Consider the following 18,452-nt stretch of genomic DNA (forward strand, 5'->3'; position numbering starts at 1 on the left):
CCTCCCCCGCTACTGCTTGGCGTCGCCGCCGGGAGGAATCAGACCGAGGTTGCGGAGCCGCTGCGCCACGTCGTCGCCGTCGACCGGCTGCGGACGCGACGCACCCTTGGGCTGCTCGCCCGGCAGCGGCACCGGCTCGGGCCGTTTGCCCTTGCCGCCGCCCCGCTGCCAGTTCGCCCCCGCCAACCGCAGCTCGATCCTGCGCAGCAGGTAGTCAGAGACGGCCAGGTCAGCGGTCGGGCCCAGCACCGCCCGCCGGTACGCCGAGCCGGGCCGGTGAGCCAGGTGCTCGATGTAGCAGATCAGCTCCCGGACCGGGATGCGGTCTTCCGGCGGCCCGAAGAGGGCTTTGCGGAGGCTGATGTCGTGGATGGCGTGGAGGTCGGCGGCGATGGCTCCTCCGTGGGCTCCGGCGAGGAGTCGTCGGAGCCCGGCGCTTCCCCCGGTGCCATACCGGAGTGCAGCAGCCACCGGTCGAACAGCTTCATCATGGCGGGCGCGTACTGGTCGACCGCACCGAACCGCTCAGCCTGGTCACCCAGGCCCTTGGTCAGCAGCGTCCGCATGGCCTCCATGTCCATGCTGTCGGCCTTGGCGATGAGACGCCAGTCGGTGATGTCGCCGAGGTGCGGCACCGTCCACCACTCGCCCCGCCAGCGGAACCGGAACAGGTCGCGCTGCTCGGCGGCGTACGCGGCGTCCAGGTCGAACCCGTCGGCGGTGTCGAACTCGTCGACCACCGGCGCGGGCGTGGTCTGCTCAGCCACGGTCGGGCACCTCCTCCGGCTCCCAGCCGGGGATGGCGGCACGCGGGTCGACCCGCGACGGCTCCCACGGCGTGCGCCGGCCCACCGCCGGGACCGTCGCGAGCTTCGCGCCGGTCGGGCTGGGCTGGTCGACGGACACGGCGACCGAGTCGGCGGGCAGGGTGATCGTGACGAGCTGCCCGCCCGTCTCGGCCGGCGTCACCTCGTAGTGCATGCAGGGAACGGCGACCGGGCTGCCGGCCACGACCACGTCGTAGCCGACCACCTCACCGAAGGTCGGCGGGCCGTCGATGAAGCCGAGGCCGGTGAGCTTGTCGACCGCCTCCGCCTTGTCGCCGGTCGGTGGTGCGGGGGCGCGTCGCTCGACGATGGAGACGACGACCCCTGCGGGTGTTGCGGACATGCGGGTCCTCCTGTGCGGGCCGTGTGCGGGTCTCGGACGGTGGGGTGGTGCTGGCGGGCGACCCGCACGATGGACCCGCCAGCACCAGATCAGGTGCCCGATCAGGGCAGAGCCAGGGCGCTGTCGACAAAATGGCGGTAAGCGATATTGCCGCTCGGGTCAAGGAACGCCTTGACTACCCACTGGTACACAGTCACGTCCTGGCTGGACCAGACAACTTCACCGCGTTCGGAGATCTGCCCCAAGGGCACGACGATTCGCTGCCCCTTGGTGCCGTCAACGCCGTGGAGGATCCAGGTCCGCAGGTCACGCACGGGCGGCTTCTCGGCGACCGTGACCCCTTCGGCGGTCTGAGTAATCGTGGAACCCGGGAACTGCAACCCGAGCGTGGTGATGGTCGTCTCCATGGCCGCAAAACTGAACGTCTTGGTGAAATCGCCCGGCAGCGATGCAGCGAGGGCGTTGCCCTGCCACATGAAGATGTCGTTGGTGTCCTGGCTGGTGGCCTCGGTGATGCCGTCCGAGGTGATCGCACCGATTTCGTTGTAGATCTCGGCGTTGAGCGGGGATGTGCCGTTGGTCGGCAACGTCGGCGAACTGACGCCGTATCCACTGACGGCGACCAGTCCATTTTGGTATGCCCGGATGGCCGCAACATTGACCGCCATGGGTCACTCCTTGTCGTAGGCATGGTGAGGGCCCGGCGGTCGCCGGGTGCGGACTGTGCGGGTCCGGAAACGCAAAGGGCCCGGCCGAAGCCGGGCCCTTCTGTCGCTGCTGTCCTCAGCCGAACAGCAGTAGTTGCTCGTTCTCGATCCGAGCGTTCTTCTTCAAGTTGCAGCGCAGATGCGTCGCGCGGACGTTGTCTCTGGAATGCCTGCCACCGCGCGACAGCGGCACGATGTGGTCGAGCGACGCGCTCAGCGGATGTGGATGTTCAAGGCTGCGGCGGATCTTCCGGCCGCAGATGCCGCAGCGCCAGCCGTCACGGACGAAGATCGACGCCTTGGTGAATTTCTCCGCCTGACTGCCACGCAGCCGGGCTCGGCGCATGTGACCGTGGGTCCCGGCGTACGTCCGCCAACGCTGCCGCTGGCGCAGTACCACGCAGTGCCTGCACCGGATACGTCGAGGACCCTTGCGCTTGAGTGCCACTGACTGTCCGCAGTCAACGCACCTTGCGTTTGCAATCGACCGATCCGTCCGCGCCTTGGTGTAGGCGTAGTGCCGGGCTCGCTTGCACTTCCCGCACCGGGCTGGGTGCTTGCCCGAGTAGTAGGGGACGGCCAGTTCGTCGGCGCAGTAGTGACAGTGCGTCGACTTGACCGCGCCGCGCTTCTCCGTGCGCTTAGCCTCGGCCCGTGTAGCCGTCGCCCGTCTTGCTGCCGCAGCGCACGGCGGGCAGTACGAGGGCCTGCCGCTCTTGCCTACTCGCTCGATCTCTGCATCGCAGGTGACGCAGAAGAACCTGCGGGCAGGACCGGCGTTGGCTGCGTGGTACCGCCGCAGGTAGTCACGCATATAGGCCTTGCGGCAGTCGTCGCAGCGGCCCAGGCGGGCGCGCGGGATGCTGTACGCGACTCCGCAGTGCGGACAGTTCGCATGCCGAACCTTCGCTGCTGCACGGATGCGGCGCTTGTGCTCGCGGGTTGCTCGACGTCGGGCTTCTAGTGCGCAGTCCACGCACAGCAGCCGGGGCCTGTTGCTGCGCGTGGTGTGATCGAAGGTTGTGCCGCAGTCGCGGCAGGTAACGCTGATGGTACGTTCAGCCATGTCGGTTCCCGGTCTAGTCGGGTGATCGGCGGCCCCGGCGGTGTTACAGCACCGTCCGGGGCGTCTCTGTCTCTGCGTCCGATTCTATCGCGTTTGCCCAGGTCAGAACGTGTACGCCGACAGCCGCAAGTCCGCGTGGTCGACGTTGATGTCCATGAGCTGGCCGTAGGCCACCACGTCGAACGGGCCGATGTAGCGGGACTGGCTGGCCGCGATGGAGTAGGTGCGCGGTGCCGGAGCGAACCCGTCGATGGCACCCTTGATGATCACGGTGAGGGTGCGGGTCGACGCGCCGTTGTTGCGGACGAGCAGCACCGTTTGACCCCCGTTGGCCATCTGGTGGTTGTCGGTGGCGTTGCCGGTCACCTCGGCGGCCGGTGCGACACCGGCCCGGGTGATCGTGGTGACGGGGACGGTGACACGGGCCATCGGTGGGCTCCTTCGGGCATGGCGAGGAGGCCGAACCCCGTGCGGGTGCGGCCTGGAAACGATGGGTGGGTCAGTCGGCGGTGACGCCGTGCAGGACGACCCGGTAGGTGGCCGACCGTTTGAACTCCGGGTCGGGTGCCCAGAACGGCGGCGTGGGGTTGGTGACGCCGGAGACGGTGAGGCCGGACGGCCACGTGTAGCCCGGCAGATCCCTCAGCAGGGCGGTGCGGGCACGTTGGGCGGCAGCGCGGGCGTGGTCGGCGCGCTTCGCGAACCAGTCGAGGTCGAGGAGCGCCGCGTCCAGACTCAGCGCGATCTCACCCTCACCCGGCGCGCGTTGCAGATGCCCCAACGCCGCATCAAAAGGCCAGTCCGACGGCAGACGCGGATCGGCCCACACCGTGAGGTCAAGGCGCTCGTGCAGCCACTCGGCGATCAGCAACTCCGGGTCGCCGTAGCCGCTCACCGGTCACCTGCCGCACGCAGGGCGTTGCGGAGGATGTGCATGGCCGGCGTACCGGGGTGATGCACCCTGGCCACCGGGTACGCCGCGCCCGGCCACGCCAGCGCCTGCTTGCGCCTGGGCTCGATGACGTGCGGCCGGCTGCCGCGCTCGACGATGAGCGAGTGCGGGGCTCGGGCCACGACGCGCACCCCGGCGCGGCGTGCCGTGGCGAACCGCTCCCGCCCGATCCGCGACCTGTACTCGTACGAGCGGGCCGGCGCGGTGACCTTCGCCCGGATGATGACCCGGTCCGCGCGGGCCTCCAGGTGGTCGTAGATGTACTCCTGATGGACCATGCGGGCGATACCGGCGTGGTCCGGTCGGACCCGGGCGCGGACCGTCACGAGGGGCCTCCCCTCCGGCTGCTACAGGTACGAGTCGCCCCACGGCACCGGCGGCGGGAAACAGCCGATCGGCATCAGCGGCTGCTCTTGGGTACCGCCGAGCTTGTCGCTGGCCGCCACCAGCTCGGCGAGCAGCGTGTCCATGCGCCGCTCCATGTCGGTGGCCCGCTGCAACGACTGGTCGTCGTGCGGCCAAGATCGTTCGACGGCGACCGCCGCGTACAGGGTGGCCACCAGCGCGGCCATGCCCTGTAGCGACAGGTCGACGTCGGGTACGCGGCTCAGGACGTAGGAGACGCCGTCGGCGATGAGCCGGTCCACGGTGTCCCCGTTGGGTCTCGTGGCCGGGCCGAACGTCATGGCGTACTGGTCGGCGCTGTCCGTGGTGGCGGACGGCTTCCGGACCAGCGTGCGGTGCGGGACGTAGTCGGCGACCCGATGCCGTGCGGGTGTCCAGTACGGCGGGTCGTCGGGGATCGGCAGTGCCGGTCCACCGGCGGGTACCGGCATCGACTCACCTGCCCATCACGCGGTGGCGCCGTAGATGGCGATGCCGGAGGTGGCTCCGCCCGCCGGAGTGGCCGGATCCGGGACGGCGGCCCCGGTGGCTGCCTGCTGGTAGGCGTTGGCCTGCTGTGAGATCGAGGTTCCGGCCACGGCCGGGTGTGCACCGGATGTGGAGTAGAGCACGGGCGATGCGCTGGCTGTGCCGGTCCACGCGCACCCGATCATCCAGTCCCCGGCGGGGATGGTCAGACCGGAGGTGGCGAGCATCGCTTCGGCTCCGGCCCCGATGGACAGGTCGATCGACCCGTACGTCGAGTAGTCGGCGACCCGGGAGGCGGGTTTGCCAGCGGCGTCGACCGCGAACAGACCGAAAATCATCGCGGCGGTGCCGCCGGTCGCCGCGGTCGACGCCAGCACCCCGAGGTGAGTCAGCGTCAGGGGCCGGGTGAGGCTCAGCGGCATGTACCGCCAGGTGTCCTTCGCCAGGGTCACCGTGCCGACGACCATCGGGGACGGCCAGCCGCTGAGCAGTCGCCGGCCGCCGACGACGGACGCCCGTGGGCTCGCCCATCCGTACGGTGCCCAGCCGGTGTTGCCGGGCCCGGTTTCCTTGACGTACAGGCAGAGTCCCCGCCCGCCGTCGGACCGGATGTACTGGTCACCGACCGCGCCGGTGACGACTCCCTCCGGTGAGCCGGTGCCGGAGGAGATCCGGCTGCTGCCGACGAACAGGCCGCGAGCCATGTGCGGGGGGTGGGAGTAGTAGTGCATCGCGCCGTCGGGGGCGGTCGGCCAGGACCCGGGGTAGGCGTTGTGGACGGTGACGACGTTGCCCGTACCGAAGTTGACCTTCAAGGTGGACGAGGAGTGGTTGGGCGACTGGATGAGTGCCCGCTGCACCTCGCCCGACGGCAGGTTCACGTCGAACATGCCGGTCGGCAGGCTGGAGTTGTCCCGCCGCCCCGACGAGCGGATCAGCGGGTAAACGCTCGGTAGCCCGCCCACGGCCGACGACCGGCCGACGTGGATGACCGACGCCGTGTACGGCACGGTGGTGTCGTAGTCGGTGACGTTGTCGACCACAAGGTTGTACGTGCTCAGCGCCCGGATCAGACCACCGGCGTTCTGCTCGCCGGTGATGTTGCGGAACACGTTGTCGTAGGCGTAGTTCACGCCGGACGTCGACTCCAGCCAGAAAAACGGCGCTGCGTTGCTGTTCTGGCTGTGCGCCCAGCAGTCCTCCCAACGGTTCTGGTTGGCCGCCCCGCCGTCGTTGACGACGTGGAAGCCAGGCACGGTGGAGCCCGCGATGCGGGTCATGTCGCACTGCCGCCAGGTGACGTTGTCGTAGTCGCTGGTCGACACGTGCCGCAGGATCGAGCTGGCCGGGTCCTGCTGGACGATGACGCAGTCCTCGATCACGCTCGTGTGGAAGCCGTAGTCGCCGCCGGACGGCGTGAACAGGTGCCCCTTCGAGCCGCTCAAGTAGAGGTGCTGGATCACGAGGTGCGACAGGTTCGCCGTCCACACGAACAGCCCGTTGCCGGCGGTCGGCACGTTCAGTCGGGACGACCTGCGGCCCGCGCCGACCAGCCGGATCGCGGACCTGAGCGTGATCGGCGTGGCGATTCGATACGTGCCGATGGGGAAGTAGACGCAGCCACCGATGTTGTTGCCGGAGGTCGGCAGAGAGTTGATCGCGGCCTGGATGGCGGGGCCGTCGTCGCCAGTGTTGTTCCCCAGCGCCCCGAAGTCCTTCACGTTCACCGTGAGGTCGCCCGCATTGACCTTCCCGGCCAGAGCAATCGTCGCGGCGGTAGACAGCGGCTTGGCCAGGTCGGACGTGTTGTCGACGCTGCCCAGGCCCACCATCGCCTTGGTGACGCCGGAGACGGTGCCGGTGAACGACGGGCTGCTCAGCGGCGCCTTCGCGGCGAGCGCGGCGACGGCTGCCGTCGACAGCGGCTTGTCGGCGTCGGACGTGTCATCGACACTGCCCAGTCCGACGTCACCGGAGGTGATGGCCACGAACGTCTTGTCCGAGCCCCGCAGGAACTCCTGCGCGCCGCCGGTCGGCAGCGCAGCCTGCTTGCCGGCGACTGCCTCTTCGAGCTGATCGATCGCCTCCTGCATACCCTCGCCGACGTTGGTCTCCACGGCTTGCAGCCGCGTGTCCAGGTCGTCCAGGCGGGAATCGACCCGGGCGTAGAGGGGCACGATCGGTCCGCCGTTGACGGACGTGTAGACCGTGTCCGCACCGGCCGGGAACAGGAACAGGGGGATCCTGCTGTGGACGTCCACGATCAGCGTGGACTCGGCGATGTCGTCACCGGACGGGGTTTGGATGTCGGCCGGGATCGACCCCTGCACGTCGGCGAAGATCGGGCACGGGTAGCCGCGCGCCTTGGCCCGCCCGTCGGGCAGGTAGACCGTGCGGTACGCCTCGTCGGGGCCGAGGAGACGGGTGTCGGACATCGAGCCAGCGCCTGCGGGAACCGGCATGGTTGTCACCTACCTTTTCAGGGTCGCGGCACGCCGGTGCGGCGGCCTCGGAGGAAGTCACGGGGCCGCCGGGGGAGGCGGAAGGAGAGGGTGCGCGGTCAGGCGGCTTGAACGGCGAGCGCGGGCTGAGGGCCGGTGACGCTGGCCATCGTGAATCCGGCCGGCAAGGCGCCGGTGACGCCGTTCTGGGTGGCGACACCGGCGTTGAGTGCGGCTTGGCCGACTGTCGCCCAGTCGCGGTATTCGGTCGTCGGGTGGGTGCCGATCATGGTGACGGCATTGGTGCCCTGTGCGGTGACCGTCAGCCAGATCGGCACGCCGGAGGCTGGCCCGTCGGGGACGATGATGTTGATCGGGAGGGAGCGGGTGCCGCCGGTGGCGGCCGTGGTGCCCGCGTCCACGAGCAGGCTGCCCGGCAAACCGTTGCTGTCGGCGCGGACACCCATACGCAGGTCTGTTGACGCTGCGGAGGTGCCCACGTAGCAGGCCATGGCCTGGAGCTGGAGCCGGGGAGGCAGCCACAGCAGCAGGCACCGCTCCACGTTGACGGCGGCGGACGCCGTGACGGGTGCCCCGTGTACGGACCGCCACTGCCCGGACGCGAGCGGCCGGACGGTCGGCTGGCCGGGGGCCCAGAAGCTGCGGCCCACGGTCACCACACCCTCACGGACACGCGGGGGGTGCCGGCCGAACGCAGCCGCACGATGCTGTTGGCCCCGGAGGTGCCGTCGGCCAGCTCCAGGGAGCAGATGGCCGCGGGTAGCACGTGACAGCCGTCAGCGCCGACGGTCACGGGGGTGTTGTCGACAGTGAAGTAGACCTCGCCAACACCGTCCAGGTTGGTGATCTCCACCCTGCCCGCATTGATATCGAATGTCAGGATTCGTTCCACATTGGCGACCAGGGTGACGTGCTGCGGGCTCGCGGCCACGGGTGACCTCCTCGCGTGTGAGGCGTTGGGCAGGGGAGTGGGCAGCGCGTGGGGGCTGATCTGCCCGCTCGCTTGCCGCTGGGCAGCCCTGGACGGAGCGCACCCGATGACGGTGTCCGTGATCACGGGACTGCTGATCCAGGCCGCGGCCCTCGCCGGAGTCCACTGGGCCATCCGAGGCGAGTGGCTACGTCGGCCGGCAGCGCTCATGCTGGTGGCGGCGGTCGCGTTCCACGGCGTCACCGAGGTCGTGCAGACGATCTGGCCAGGCCGGAACTTCTTTCGCGGCTACTTCGCCGACGCCGCAGCGCTGGACGACTGGGTGCTGCTCGTCTCCGGCGGTATCGCCTGTTACGCGATCAGTTACGTCTTCGTCGTGATGCAGCCGCAGCGCCGCAGGACGCCCGCGCACGCCGCCCCAGGTCTCGGGCTGGCGGGGGTGCCGCTACCGTGGCTGCTCGCGCTGCTGCTGCCGCTGCTGGTCGCAACCTGGCAGGGCAAAGGCGCGTTGCAGCCGCTGTCGCCGCTCGCCGCCGAAGAGGCACCCGAGGCGCAGGGCCTCATGGTGGGCTTGGCCGGCGGCTTCGTGGTGCCGCTCATCGCGATCACTGCGGTGGTGGTGCTGGTGCGGTGGGGGATGCGGTGGCTGTTGCCGGCGCTGGCGGTCCAGGCGCTGGTGCTGGTACTCGCCGGCACCCGCTCGATGATCGTGTTCGCGGCGATCCTGACGCTCGTCGGCGCGGCCGTGCACGGCCTACGGCCGAGCAGGCGGCAGGTGGCCGCGTTGACCGCGCTCGTCGCCGTCACGATCGCCGTGATCTCGTCCACCCGGGCCGTCGCGGGCAGGGAGGTGTTCCACGCCGACCAGGGCAGCGGGGCCCGGGTGGAGGCGCTGATCGACGGGGCCGCCGCCCTACACAAGCCCGACACCCGCGACGTGCTGCTCGACGATGTCGTGTACCGCTTCGACGGCAACACGTGGGGCGCCCAGCTCCTGTCCAGCCTGCGCGGATCCGGACCGACCTCCGGGACGGTGACGGTCCGCAACAACCTCGCGATGATGGTGCCGAGCATCATCGCGCCCGGCAAGGTCGCAGGCCGCAGCTTGGAGGAGCGTTCGGAGGAGGCGTACCTGGCCCGCGATCACGGCCTCAGTCAGCGCGTCGACTGGCTGCCCACGATCCTCGGCACGGTCATCGCCTACTACGGCCCGGCGGGGATGCTGCTCATCGCGTTGCTGCTCGGCGCGGCCTTGGGTGCCGCCGAACGGTGGGCGCTGCGGTCGCGCGGCACGGCCCGCGCCGTGTTCGCCGTGGGCCTCGCGCAGTGCGCGTTGCTGTACGGGGCAGGCCCACAATCGATCATGACCGCGTTGCGTGTGGCCTTGGCGCTCACCGTCGCCCTGGCGGTCCTGGCGTGGCTCCACCAGCGCAGAGCGGCCCGCGCGGAGGCACACGCCACCGGTGGCCCGGTCACTGTTCGACAGCGACCGGGCCACCGGGCCGATCAGGGCTGGCGGGACTTGACCAGCTCCAGCAGATCCGACTTGCCGGTGTTCACCAGGTCGTCGTAGCTGGAGCCCTGGCCCACCAGGTACTCGATCAGGACGTCCTCGCTGTGCCTGCCGTCGGGAGCCTTGCCGCCGAGCTTGGCCAGCTTCTCGCGGGCCGCCTCCCGGCGTGCTGCGGTGTCGCCGTCGCCCGACTCCTCACCGTTGGTGAGGCTGACGGACTGGCCGTGGCCGGTGCTCGTCTCCGCCTGCTCGGCCGGCACGAAGGCTTGGGTGCCGGACGGGTCCGGGACCACCGTGCCGTCGGCGACCGCGTCCGGGTCACCGTCGGCGTTGAGACCGCCGGTGACCTCGTCGTCGACCTTCGCGGCCATGCCCATCTTGAGCAGGTGCGGCAGTTCCGGTGCGTCGTCGGCGATGAGTGCGCCCCGGTGGGTGAAGATCTTGGCCTTGCCGAAGGCCGTGGTGGTGGTGATGTAGGCGGCTTCGCCTGTGAGCTGGTAGGTCATGGTCACTCCTCGCCGCTGGCGGTGATGTGGGACGGCGTGGTCACAGCGCGCTCGATCCGGTGCCGTCGATGTAGCAGGCGGCGAACGGCTCCCGGACGATCGGGACGGTGATGCGGCGGGCCCAGATGTCCCAGGCGTCGCGCTCGGCGATCCGCTTGGTCTGGTACTGGAGCCCGTTGTCCATGGTGGCGTAGCCGGGGTCCACCTCGGTCTCGTCGGCCATGCCGCCGAGCTGGGTGGAGTCGTACACCCAGACGTGGTCGGCGGGCAGGTTCGACAGCGACGTGTAGTGGACCTTGTACTTGCCGATGCGCTCGATGTCCCCGCCGTAGATCGGGTTGTCGCTCGTCTCGCGCCTGCGCAGGGTCGCGATTGCCGGGTCCGAGATCATGAGCGCGTACTTGGCCGTCGACATGAGCACGCTGTCCGGGTTGAAGCCCTCGTTGCGGTCCACGATCTTCGCGGCGGCCCGCTCCACGTCGCGGTACAGCATCGGCGAGGCGGCGGTCCACGCCGCTGCGGCGTCGACCTTCTGCGTCACGGCCGCGCCCACGGTGGCGGTGGTGAGCTTGTCGACCTTGTTGATGACGGTGTTGGCGGTCTTGATGAGGGCGCGGTTCAGCTCCTCGCCCATGTAGACGGACCGCTTGAGCTTCTCGTCGGTGAGGCTGACGGCCTGGCCCCACTTCGAGACGGCCGCGAGCGCGGCGACGCCTTCGGGGGTGACGTCGCGCGGGTACTCGGCGCCGGGCGACACGGCCTTGACGGGCCGGGGGTTCATGATCGGTTCGCCCTGCTCGAACATCACCGCGCCGCCGCTGGAGCGGTACCGGCCGACGAGGATCTTGTCCGCGACGAACCGCAGATCGGGGATGCCGCGCAGCCGGCGACGCAGGTACGTCGGCGTCTTGAGCAGCCGGTGGATGGTCAGGAGTTCGTTGGCCAGCGTGGGGTTGGCCGGAGGGTAAGCGCCGGGCATTCCGGCTCCTTCCAAAAGGCGGCCCGGCCTGCTGGCGGGCACGACGAAGAGGCCCGGCACGCGGTCGCGTGGGGCCTGTGGGGTGCGGGTTAGAGGAAGCGGATGCGGTGATGCCCGCCGGTCATCCAGTGCCGGCGGGCATCACGAGCAGGTGAGGGGTCAGATCTCCATCCACAGAACCTCGGCGGTGTCCGCCGCCGTGGTCAGGGCGATTCCGACGTTGTTGACTCCGGCGGACGCGGAGGCGACGGCACCCGCTGCGGCGGACTCGACGCGGGCTCCGGCGGTGATGGCGCCAGCGGCTGTCGAGCGGTGGACCTTGCCGCGCGGGTAGTAGCTGCCGTCCGCGTTCGCGGCGACGTCGTGCGCGGCGACGCCGACCACTGCGGCGGACGACGCGGACGACGGGCCGACGGTGCCGTTGCCGGTCACCACGAGGAGCTGCTTGCCGGTCGTGTTCGCCGAGAACGTGGCGGTGACCACGTCGGAGTACAGGTACTCCGGCTCGTATGCGCCCATGGTCAGACCCCCTTGCCGGTCGGGCCGTCGATCGCGGCGCACATGGCCTCGTACTCGGAGTCCACGTCGCCGATCTCGTCGCCGCTGCCGGCCTGGCCGGTGAGGGCGGTCGGGACGGCGGCCTGCGGGGCGATGGAGGCCAGGATCTCGGTGATGACCTCGGGGTGCTTGTCGTACCGGTTCTCCCACGACTTGCGGTCGGCGGGCTTGATCCGGCCCTCACGGGTGACCCGCTCGAACAGGGCGGTCTTGGCGCTGGCGGCGGCGCTGGCGCGGATCTCGGCCAGCTCGCCGGACAGCCGCCCGATCTCGCCCTTCATCTCGTCGGTGGCTGCCGCTGCGGCGGCGACCTGCACGGGTGCCTGCTCGGCCTGCGTCTTGAGGACGTCGATCGCGGCCAGGGCCGCCTTCTCGTCGGCGCCTTCGGCGAGGCCGAGCCGGGTGAGCAGTTCAGTGCTCAGAGTGGACACGGGGTCCTCTCCCTTCTCGGTGTTGGGCTCCGGCTCGGCGGCCGGGGTCTTGGGGGCCGGCGGCGCACCCGTGGGGGTGGGGCCTCCGGGGTCGGTGGGTGCGGGCTTGTCCTCGGTCGCCGGGCCGCCCGGCTGCTGCGTGGGCTCGGGTGCGGCCGGGTCGGCGGGCGGGGCGAGTGGACGGGACTCGTCGGCGGAGGCGAACACCAGCCGGTCGGCGGGGGCGGGATCGGCGACCGGCACGTAGGCGGGCCGAACCTTGGTCGGCTGTCCGAAGCTGATCGCGTCGCCGTCGACCGTCACCGCGATGCGGCTGAGGCTGCGGTCGCTGTTGTCGATGACGATGACCTCGTCGTCGCCGGCCTCCACGATCCACTGCTGCTCGGGCGGGGACGATGCGTTCCACGCCTGGTGGATGCGCTCCGCCAGGCTCGGGTCAGGGTTGGGCACGGTGGTTTCACCTCCATGAGTTGGGGTGGCCGCGCCGGTGGCTGCCACCTTTCGGTTGCGGTGGCGGCGGTCGCCCGGGTAGTAGCCGAAGACCCGGAAGAACCAGGACGTGGCGATGCGCTTGGCGCGTTCTGATCCGACGTGCTTGCGGACGATGCGGTAGAGGGATGTCCAGGGGTGGCGTTTCTTCGCCCACCGCTTGAGCCCTTCCGGGTCGCGCGTGAAGTACGTGCGGAGGCTGTTCTCGTCGCGGGCTGCTGCGGCGACTTGCTCGGCGTCGTCGGGCTCGTCGGGCTCCGGCTCGCCGATGAGCGGGATGTCGATGTGCTGGCCGCCCAACGCGATCCGGAGCCGGTCGAAGCGCACCGGGCCGATGCGGTCCACCAGCTCGCGGAGCCGATCGAGGTCGTCGGTGTAGGTGAGCGTCAGGTGGGCGTGCCACGGTGCGTGCTGCTGCGGCATCGGTACGTCGGCGTAGTTGAGGGCGTCATTGACGAGGGTGTGGATGGCGTCGAGGAGGTCGCCGGAGAGGCCGAGGACGATGCAGGCGTCCCGGTCCCGGCCGTCCGTCTTGCTGACCCCGGGTGGATTGAAGACGGACAGGGCGAACGCCTCGGCCTGGACCTCCGGGGCGCCGTTGATGGCGGCGGAGACGGCGTCGATGATGTCCTGCCGCGCCTCGGCCGACAGGTCGGCGGCGGCACCGAGGTAGGCCAGGGTGACGTGCAGCTCCTCGGCCGGCTCACCACCGTCCACGGCGAGGCGGGCGGCGTCGTCGGCGGTGGGGATGAGCGCGACCATCGCCCCGGTGTGCACCTCGGCGGCGGCCTCGACCATCGGCGTCGACACCGATGCGGCGATCTTGACCCCGCCACCGACCGGGCCATGCAACCCTGCGGCGACGCCGAAGAGTTGCTGCACGTCGTTGAGGCTGGACAGGGTCGCCACCCCAGGCGGGGTGACGCCGAGCAGCGCCACAGCGGTCAACACAAACGGGTGGGTGTGCCCCAGCCCGCACCGGTACCGGTACTCGCCCTCCACCGAACGGTTCGGCCAGGCGGCGGCCTGCACGCTGGTCAGCCAGGCCGGGGCCACCTGATCGCCGACGAGGGTGTGGCCGCCGTCGGTGAGCCGCAGGTTGTCGTACCAGCCGATCGCCGGCTCGCCGTCGCCCGGGGTGAACCGCGTGTCACGGTGGCCGATCTTGATGATGGGTTTGCCGATGGCCGGGCACGACAGGGCGGCCACGGCGGCGGCCAGATCCTCGCGGGCGGCCTTCCACCGGCCGGTGGAGATGTCCCACGTGCCGGTCCGGACGAGTTCGACGCCGGGACGGCGGGCCAGCTCAACGGGCATCGTCACCACCCGCCTTCCTGGTCGGGTGGTGCAGGTCGACGCCGAACGGCGTGGTGTAGGTCGGCCCGTCAGCGCGGTCAAGGACCGGCGTGAAGCCGGGCGGGTAGGCGTGGTCCAGGCGGGGATCGCGGGTCCGCTCCCACAGGTAGAGGGCCTTCCCGGAGACCTCGTCCAGCAGGCCGTCGCAGTCCACGACGACGCTGTGACCGGCGGTGGTGATCTCGACGCGCGCCAACCCGACCCCCCTTTCGGGCCGGGGGCCGGGTCAGGACAGCGTGGGCTCCGCGACCGCCGGGTCGATGTCGTCCAGGTCGGCGTAGATGAAGCCCCGGCAGCGCCAGCGGCCATCGCACGCCCGATACCCGAGCACCGTCGGATAGTCGGCCAGGGCGTCGTCCAGCGACCGGTAGCGTGTCCCGTCCGCACGGCGGCAGGCGCCGCAGGTGTTGCGGTCGAGCGTTTCGTTCGCCACCCACGTCACACCGTCCGGCAGCTCCCGGAACACCCGCTCCCGGCCGAGGCCCTGCGCCACGTTGGCCGCACCAGCGAGGTTCCCGGCGACCAGCCCGGACTCCTTCGCCATCGACAGGTCAGCGAGCGCGGCCGAGACCGCCTGACGCACCTGCTCGGCCGACGTGACGGCGGCGGACTGCGTGAGCGCGACCCGGGCCGCCGCCGACCGGTAGCCGGCGACGATCAGGTCCGTCACCGCGGCGGCTGTCGCCCGGATACGTGCCTGGAGCGCGGTCGGGAGGGTTGTGCGGACACGGCGGATGGACACGACCTCGGCGGCGGCCTGCTCGGCGGCCTGCCGGGCGAGGCTGAGCATCCCGTCGGCGACCAGCCGCACGAGCGGTGCCGTGGCGGTGCCGGGGATGGCAACGCTGGTGAGGTTGCCGAGCGCGCCACCGGCCGCAGCCGCCGCCACGGCGGTGGCGAGCGCGGCGATGAGCGGACCGGACTGCTGCTGCCACGCCTGCGTCATGCCGGTGACGGCCTGCTGGTAGGCGTCGTCCATGGCCTGTACGTCGACGTTGGCCGGTGGGGCGGCGGCGGCGACCCGCACGCCGTCGCCGCCCCCCGGGGCTTCTTCCTCGGTGGTGCCGGTGTCTTCCTCGGTGCCGGGCTGCTTGGGAAGGCGGGCCGGTGGTCCGGCCGGTAGTGGCTGCGGCTCGTCCGGGCCGGGCGCGGGTAGCCGGTACTCGCGGCGGATCCACGCCTTGAGGACGGGGTCGGCGTCGAGCGCGCCGGAGGAGATGAGCTGCTGCAAGCTCTCGGCGGTGACCTCGCGTCGGGAGCCGACGCCGGACACGACGACCTTGGGGCACAGCTCGTCTGGTCCCCAGTTCCAGTCGACCAGGCGGGCGACGCACTGGCGGGTGATGGTGTCGGCGATGAACTCGCCCTCAGACTCAAGGGCCAGAGTCCAGCTATCGATGAACGCGGTGCCGAGCGCCCTGCTGCCGGATTCGCCGGTGCCGAGGTCCAGGTGGGGCATCAGCACGCTGCCGGCCATTTCCTGGTTGAGGAACCGGATGAACCCGAGGGTGTCGGGAACGGAACCCGACAGGCCGATGATCTTCAAGACGAAGTTGGGTGGCATCGCCAGCCCGGCCCGGTCGCCTGCCCGCGCGGCCGACGCGACGCGCTGCGCCGCCGTCATCTGCTCCGGCGACGGATTCGTGCCGGCGACCGCTTCGGCCACCGGCACACCTGCGGCCCAACGGCGGTTCGAGATCCCCGACACGGTGATCATCTCGCGTTTGATGAGCCACGGTCCGAACGCCGCCCGCAGCAGGCTGTTGCCCTGCCACGCCGCGCCCTCACGATTCCGCGAGTACCAGACGAGCCGGTTCGCCTTGAGCTGCGGCCCCTGCTGCCGGGCATCCGTGAGGAACTGGTCGACGCCGAGCAGCGCACCCGACTTCGGGTCGGCATGGATCGCGGTGACGGTGACGGGGGGCCGCTCGGCGAGCACCGACAGGCGGGCCTTCCCGTCGTCCCCGATGTCGACGGCCATCTCGAAGCCGTAGTGGCCCCACACCTGGGACAGCAGTGCCGCCCGCAGGTGATCGTTCCAACTGACCCCGCGCAGCTTCGCGCCGGTTCCGGCGTCCTGGCCGGCCACGTTGAGGCCGAGGCTGTCGGAGACGAGCTGCACGACCTCGGGTCGGCAGCCGGTGCCGTCCAACTGCCACTGTGCCCGCCGGAGCTGCAACCCGTAGCCGTCGAGGATCGCGGTGAGTCGGGCGTCGCGGCGCATCCGCGCGTACACCTGCACCGACTGCGGGTACAGCAGCTCCGGCAGGTGCTCGTATGCGTCTGTGACGAGCGTCCCGTACTGAGTGTCGGACACCATGCCGACCAGGGAGGCGGGGGCGGTCATCTACTGCCACCTCCTCACCGGGTCACAGCGGGTTGGAGGTCTCCCAGTCGATCCATTCCTCACCGTCGTCTGGGCGGCCGCCTATACCGGTTCCGGGTTGGCGGACGTCCGTGACGGTGGCGGTGGGCGTCAGCGCAGGGGCTGGGCGTGTGACCGAGACGCGGACGGCATAGGACAGGGTGTCCACCTGGTCGTCGTTACGGCCGGTTGGGAAGGCGGCGTGCTCGTCGACCCACAGCCTGGTCCACCACGCGCCTGCGGGAAGCCAGATGCGGCCGTTCGAGCACCACGCCGAGGCGGGTAGCGCTCGGGTGACCTTGTCGGTTTCGGCTTCCAGTGGGGTGATGGGGATGCCGGCGTTCGTGGCCTCCCGGACCAGCGTCAGGCCGTGCTGGGTGGCCTCCACAAAGACGGTGTCGAGCTTCCACCGCTCCACGAGTGAACGGGCGTGGGTGAAGTGCTCGGCTTCGCCGATGCGCGCACGGACCCGGTCGAGTAGGACCAGGTCGCCGTTGATGGTGCGCGCCCAAGCGGAGATGACCGTCCAGTCGGCCGAGGTTTTCGTGGACGCCGCGAGGTCGACGGTGGCGAACCGCCAGCAGTCCCGCAGGTCGTAGGTGCGGGGTCCGAGGTTGATGCGGGTGCCAGCTCCGGGCGACCAGTACCGCCACCAGATGCGCTTGAACAGGTTGCCTTCGGCGGGGCTCGGCCTCTGCTGGTAGAGGGCGCCGAACACGTACTCGCCGACGTCCTTGCGGACCTGCGCCCAGTCCTTGTCGCCACGGGCGGAGATCATGCCTTCGCCGCGCCGCCGGCCGAGGATGTCGTTGTCCTCTTCGGCTACGGCGGGAATGCGGGTGACCTTCCACCGGCCGCCGGTGGTCTGGTCGCCTTCGTTGGCGATGATCTTTTGGATGGGTTCGGCTTCGTGCCAGAGGGTTTGGATCCAGGCGAGCTTGGCGTTCGGGCTGCCCATGCGGGGCACGATCACCGACTGGTAGGCGCTCAACGCCGTCTCGCGGATCTTCTCCGACTGGGCTTCCTTCATGTTCTTCAGCGGGTCATCGACGATGATGACGTCACCCGGTTTGCCGGTGATGCCGCCGCCGGAGAGGCCGGCGCAGTAGACCTGCCCTCGGTACCCGGCGATGTTCCAGCGACCCGCAGCCCTTGAGTCCTTGCGGAGCCGCAGGCCGAGGTCCACGTAGCCGTCCGCGCCGGACCAGCGCTCCAGCGCGTTCTTGAGGTCCGATCCCCACCGGCGAGCCATCGAGTCGTTGTAGGACACGATCAGGATTCGTAGGTCAGGGTTGACGCACACCAGCAGCCACAGGACGAACCAGTACGAGGTGATGGTGGACTTGCCCTCTTGCGGGGGCATGAACGTCGCGATCTTCCGTTCGTGCCCTTCGGCCAGGTCGACCAGCGACGCGTTGATCAGTTCCAGGGCGGGCGTGCGCCACACCCCGATGCGCTCGTCGTTCTCGTCGACGCGCGGCGGGTCCAGTTCCTCGCCCATGTCCAGCGGTGACGGCCACCGCTCCCGCAGTGCCTTCCGACGCTCCCGCGCCTCGGCTTCCCGGCGCTCTCGGGCCTCGGCGTCACGGCGTGCCTGCAACTCGGCTTCGCGGGCGACCTTCAGCTCACGTAGACGACGCAGCTCCAGCAGCCTCGTCAGCTTGACCGCTGTCAAGCTCGGCGAGTTCTTGGCTGAGGCGCTCGATTTCCTGCTCGATGGCACCGAGGGTCACCACCTCGTGGCGGATCGCCGGGTCGAGCTTGAGCAGCTTGCACCGCCTGTCGATGATGGCGAGGGCCAGGTGACCTGCCCTGATGTCACCGGCAGCGGCTGCGGCCCAGACGCCGGCTTGGAGGCGGTCGAGGCGGGTCAGCTCAAGTTGGAGCAGGACGTCCGCGTTGCGGCTCATCTCCTGTACTGCGGCCTCCATCGCCCGGGTGATGTCCTTGTGGGCGGCGGCGCGGTCGGCGTAGCCGAGGCGGTCAGCGATGGTCGGGTAGTCGAGGCCGGCCAGCCGCATGGCGATGGCCTTGGATCGGCGGTCGGCGGTGGCGGCGCGTTGGGCGCGGGATGCGGGCATGGTCCGCGACTCC

Annotated in this window: 21 protein-coding genes; 1 reads left to right on the plus strand and 20 read right to left on the minus strand. The window is 70.3% G+C overall.

The annotated features are described in order from the left end of the window. Positions 1 to 9: 9 nt before the first annotated feature. The 12 genes from ACQVFL_RS02830 to ACQVFL_RS02885 form a co-directional block, all read right to left on the minus strand. Positions 10 to 249 (minus strand): hypothetical protein, encoded by a 240-nt coding sequence (locus tag ACQVFL_RS02830; RefSeq protein WP_431728575.1) that lies wholly within the window; start codon positions 247 to 249, stop codon positions 10 to 12. A gap of 53 nt (positions 250 to 302) precedes the next feature. Further along, positions 303 to 767, minus strand: a complete 465-nt coding sequence (locus tag ACQVFL_RS02835; protein ID WP_431728576.1) for a hypothetical protein — start codon at positions 765 to 767, stop codon at positions 303 to 305. Further along, a complete protein-coding gene (locus ACQVFL_RS02840; RefSeq protein ID WP_431728577.1) occupies positions 760 to 1,170 on the minus strand; it encodes a hypothetical protein in 411 nt (136 codons plus the stop codon). Before ACQVFL_RS02840 ends, ACQVFL_RS02835 begins: the two co-directional genes overlap by 8 nt. Before the next feature lie 101 nt (positions 1,171 to 1,271). Next, positions 1,272 to 1,838, minus strand: a complete 567-nt coding sequence (locus tag ACQVFL_RS02845; protein ID WP_431728578.1) for a hypothetical protein — start codon at positions 1,836 to 1,838, stop codon at positions 1,272 to 1,274. Between the two features lie 115 nt (positions 1,839 to 1,953). Further along, positions 1,954 to 2,943 carry an HNH endonuclease gene (locus ACQVFL_RS02850; RefSeq protein WP_431728579.1) on the minus strand — a complete coding sequence of 330 codons (990 nt, stop codon included), beginning with the start codon at positions 2,941 to 2,943 and terminating at the stop codon, positions 1,954 to 1,956. Positions 2,944 to 3,045: 102 nt separating this feature from the next. Next, positions 3,046 to 3,372 carry a hypothetical protein gene (locus tag ACQVFL_RS02855; RefSeq protein ID WP_431728580.1) on the minus strand — a complete coding sequence of 109 codons (327 nt, stop codon included), beginning with the start codon at positions 3,370 to 3,372 and terminating at the stop codon, positions 3,046 to 3,048. 70 nt (positions 3,373 to 3,442) lie between these two features. Next, positions 3,443 to 3,838 (minus strand): hypothetical protein, encoded by a 396-nt coding sequence (locus tag ACQVFL_RS02860; protein WP_431728581.1) that lies wholly within the window; start codon positions 3,836 to 3,838, stop codon positions 3,443 to 3,445. Beyond that, on the minus strand, positions 3,835 to 4,221 hold the full coding sequence (locus ACQVFL_RS02865) for a hypothetical protein (RefSeq protein WP_431728582.1): 387 nt from the start codon (positions 4,219 to 4,221) through the stop codon (positions 3,835 to 3,837). Before ACQVFL_RS02865 ends, ACQVFL_RS02860 begins: the two co-directional genes overlap by 4 nt. A 21-nt stretch (positions 4,222 to 4,242) precedes the next feature. After that, positions 4,243 to 4,731, minus strand: a complete 489-nt coding sequence (locus ACQVFL_RS02870) for a hypothetical protein (protein WP_431728583.1) — start codon at positions 4,729 to 4,731, stop codon at positions 4,243 to 4,245. 15 nt (positions 4,732 to 4,746) lie between these two features. After that, positions 4,747 to 7,203 carry a glycosyl hydrolase family 28-related protein gene (locus ACQVFL_RS02875; protein WP_431728584.1) on the minus strand — a complete coding sequence of 819 codons (2,457 nt, stop codon included), beginning with the start codon at positions 7,201 to 7,203 and terminating at the stop codon, positions 4,747 to 4,749. 125 nt (positions 7,204 to 7,328) lie between these two features. Next, the gene (locus ACQVFL_RS02880; RefSeq protein WP_431728585.1) at positions 7,329 to 7,880 is read right to left on the minus strand and encodes a hypothetical protein; all 552 of its coding nucleotides are present in this window, start codon (positions 7,878 to 7,880) and stop codon (positions 7,329 to 7,331) included. Positions 7,881 to 7,882: 2 nt separating this feature from the next. Continuing rightward, entirely contained in the window at positions 7,883 to 8,161 is a 279-nt protein-coding gene (locus ACQVFL_RS02885) for a hypothetical protein (protein WP_431728586.1), read from the minus strand. 106 nt (positions 8,162 to 8,267) lie between these two features. On the opposite strand from ACQVFL_RS02885, the gene ACQVFL_RS02890 reads away from it, so the two are divergent. Continuing rightward, the gene (locus tag ACQVFL_RS02890; protein WP_431728587.1) at positions 8,268 to 9,734 is read left to right on the plus strand and encodes a hypothetical protein; all 1,467 of its coding nucleotides are present in this window, start codon (positions 8,268 to 8,270) and stop codon (positions 9,732 to 9,734) included. On the opposite strand, the gene ACQVFL_RS02895 is transcribed toward ACQVFL_RS02890, so the two are convergent. The 8 genes from ACQVFL_RS02895 to ACQVFL_RS02930 all read right to left on the minus strand — a co-directional run bounded on the left by ACQVFL_RS02895 (position 9,668) and on the right by ACQVFL_RS02930 (position 18,439). Next, a complete protein-coding gene (locus tag ACQVFL_RS02895) occupies positions 9,668 to 10,180 on the minus strand; it encodes a hypothetical protein (protein WP_431728588.1) in 513 nt (170 codons plus the stop codon). The two genes, ACQVFL_RS02890 and ACQVFL_RS02895, sit on opposite strands and share 67 nt — an antisense overlap. A 40-nt stretch (positions 10,181 to 10,220) precedes the next feature. After that, positions 10,221 to 11,159 carry a hypothetical protein gene (locus ACQVFL_RS02900; protein ID WP_431728589.1) on the minus strand — a complete coding sequence of 313 codons (939 nt, stop codon included), beginning with the start codon at positions 11,157 to 11,159 and terminating at the stop codon, positions 10,221 to 10,223. A gap of 159 nt (positions 11,160 to 11,318) precedes the next feature. Continuing rightward, positions 11,319 to 11,678 (minus strand): capsid cement protein, encoded by a 360-nt coding sequence (locus ACQVFL_RS02905; protein ID WP_431728590.1) that lies wholly within the window; start codon positions 11,676 to 11,678, stop codon positions 11,319 to 11,321. A 2-nt stretch (positions 11,679 to 11,680) separates the two neighbouring features. Continuing rightward, a complete protein-coding gene (locus ACQVFL_RS02910) occupies positions 11,681 to 13,954 on the minus strand; it encodes a 2'-5' RNA ligase family protein (RefSeq protein ID WP_431729765.1) in 2,274 nt (757 codons plus the stop codon). Then, positions 13,944 to 14,189 (minus strand): hypothetical protein, encoded by a 246-nt coding sequence (locus ACQVFL_RS02915; protein ID WP_431728591.1) that lies wholly within the window; start codon positions 14,187 to 14,189, stop codon positions 13,944 to 13,946. Before ACQVFL_RS02915 ends, ACQVFL_RS02910 begins: the two co-directional genes overlap by 11 nt. A 30-nt stretch (positions 14,190 to 14,219) precedes the next feature. Next, positions 14,220 to 16,340 carry a phage portal protein family protein gene (locus ACQVFL_RS02920; protein WP_431728592.1) on the minus strand — a complete coding sequence of 707 codons (2,121 nt, stop codon included), beginning with the start codon at positions 16,338 to 16,340 and terminating at the stop codon, positions 14,220 to 14,222. A 22-nt stretch (positions 16,341 to 16,362) separates the two neighbouring features. Then, positions 16,363 to 18,033 (minus strand): phage terminase large subunit, encoded by a 1,671-nt coding sequence (gene terL, locus ACQVFL_RS02925; protein ID WP_431728593.1) that lies wholly within the window; start codon positions 18,031 to 18,033, stop codon positions 16,363 to 16,365. Further along, positions 17,984 to 18,439: a hypothetical protein gene (locus ACQVFL_RS02930; RefSeq protein WP_431728594.1), complete on the minus strand. Its 456-nt coding sequence runs from the start codon at positions 18,437 to 18,439 to the stop codon at positions 17,984 to 17,986. The genes terL and ACQVFL_RS02930 overlap by 50 nt, the downstream gene beginning before the upstream one ends. Positions 18,440 to 18,452: the final 13 nt, after the last annotated feature.

Origin of the sequence: Verrucosispora sp. TAA-831 (assembly GCF_050780145.1) — a bacterium.
GTDB lineage: Bacteria > Actinomycetota > Actinomycetes > Mycobacteriales > Micromonosporaceae > Micromonospora.

What these genes read in the sequence shown, in the direction of transcription:
- ACQVFL_RS02840 (WP_431728577.1), bottom strand. Translation starts at nt 1,170, where the DNA reads ATGTCCGCAACACCCGCAGGGGTCGTCGTCTCCATCGTCGAGCGACGC.
- ACQVFL_RS02845 (WP_431728578.1), bottom strand. Translation starts at nt 1,838, where the DNA reads ATGGCGGTCAATGTTGCGGCCATCCGGGCATACCAAAATGGACTGGTC.
- ACQVFL_RS02850 (WP_431728579.1), bottom strand. Translation starts at nt 2,943, where the DNA reads ATGGCTGAACGTACCATCAGCGTTACCTGCCGCGACTGCGGCACAACC.
- ACQVFL_RS02855 (WP_431728580.1), bottom strand. Translation starts at nt 3,372, where the DNA reads ATGGCCCGTGTCACCGTCCCCGTCACCACGATCACCCGGGCCGGTGTC.
- ACQVFL_RS02870 (WP_431728583.1), bottom strand. Translation starts at nt 4,731, where the DNA reads ATGCCGGTACCCGCCGGTGGACCGGCACTGCCGATCCCCGACGACCCG.
- ACQVFL_RS02875 (WP_431728584.1), bottom strand. Translation starts at nt 7,203, where the DNA reads ATGTCCGACACCCGTCTCCTCGGCCCCGACGAGGCGTACCGCACGGTC.
- ACQVFL_RS02890 (WP_431728587.1), top strand. Translation starts at nt 8,268, where the DNA reads ATGACGGTGTCCGTGATCACGGGACTGCTGATCCAGGCCGCGGCCCTC.
- ACQVFL_RS02895 (WP_431728588.1), bottom strand. Translation starts at nt 10,180, where the DNA reads ATGACCTACCAGCTCACAGGCGAAGCCGCCTACATCACCACCACCACG.
- ACQVFL_RS02900 (WP_431728589.1), bottom strand. Translation starts at nt 11,159, where the DNA reads ATGCCCGGCGCTTACCCTCCGGCCAACCCCACGCTGGCCAACGAACTC.
- ACQVFL_RS02905 (WP_431728590.1), bottom strand. Translation starts at nt 11,678, where the DNA reads ATGGGCGCATACGAGCCGGAGTACCTGTACTCCGACGTGGTCACCGCC.
- ACQVFL_RS02910 (WP_431729765.1), bottom strand. Translation starts at nt 13,954, where the DNA reads ATGCCCGTTGAGCTGGCCCGCCGTCCCGGCGTCGAACTCGTCCGGACC.
- ACQVFL_RS02920 (WP_431728592.1), bottom strand. Translation starts at nt 16,340, where the DNA reads ATGACCGCCCCCGCCTCCCTGGTCGGCATGGTGTCCGACACTCAGTAC.
- ACQVFL_RS02930 (WP_431728594.1), bottom strand. Translation starts at nt 18,439, where the DNA reads ATGCCCGCATCCCGCGCCCAACGCGCCGCCACCGCCGACCGCCGATCC.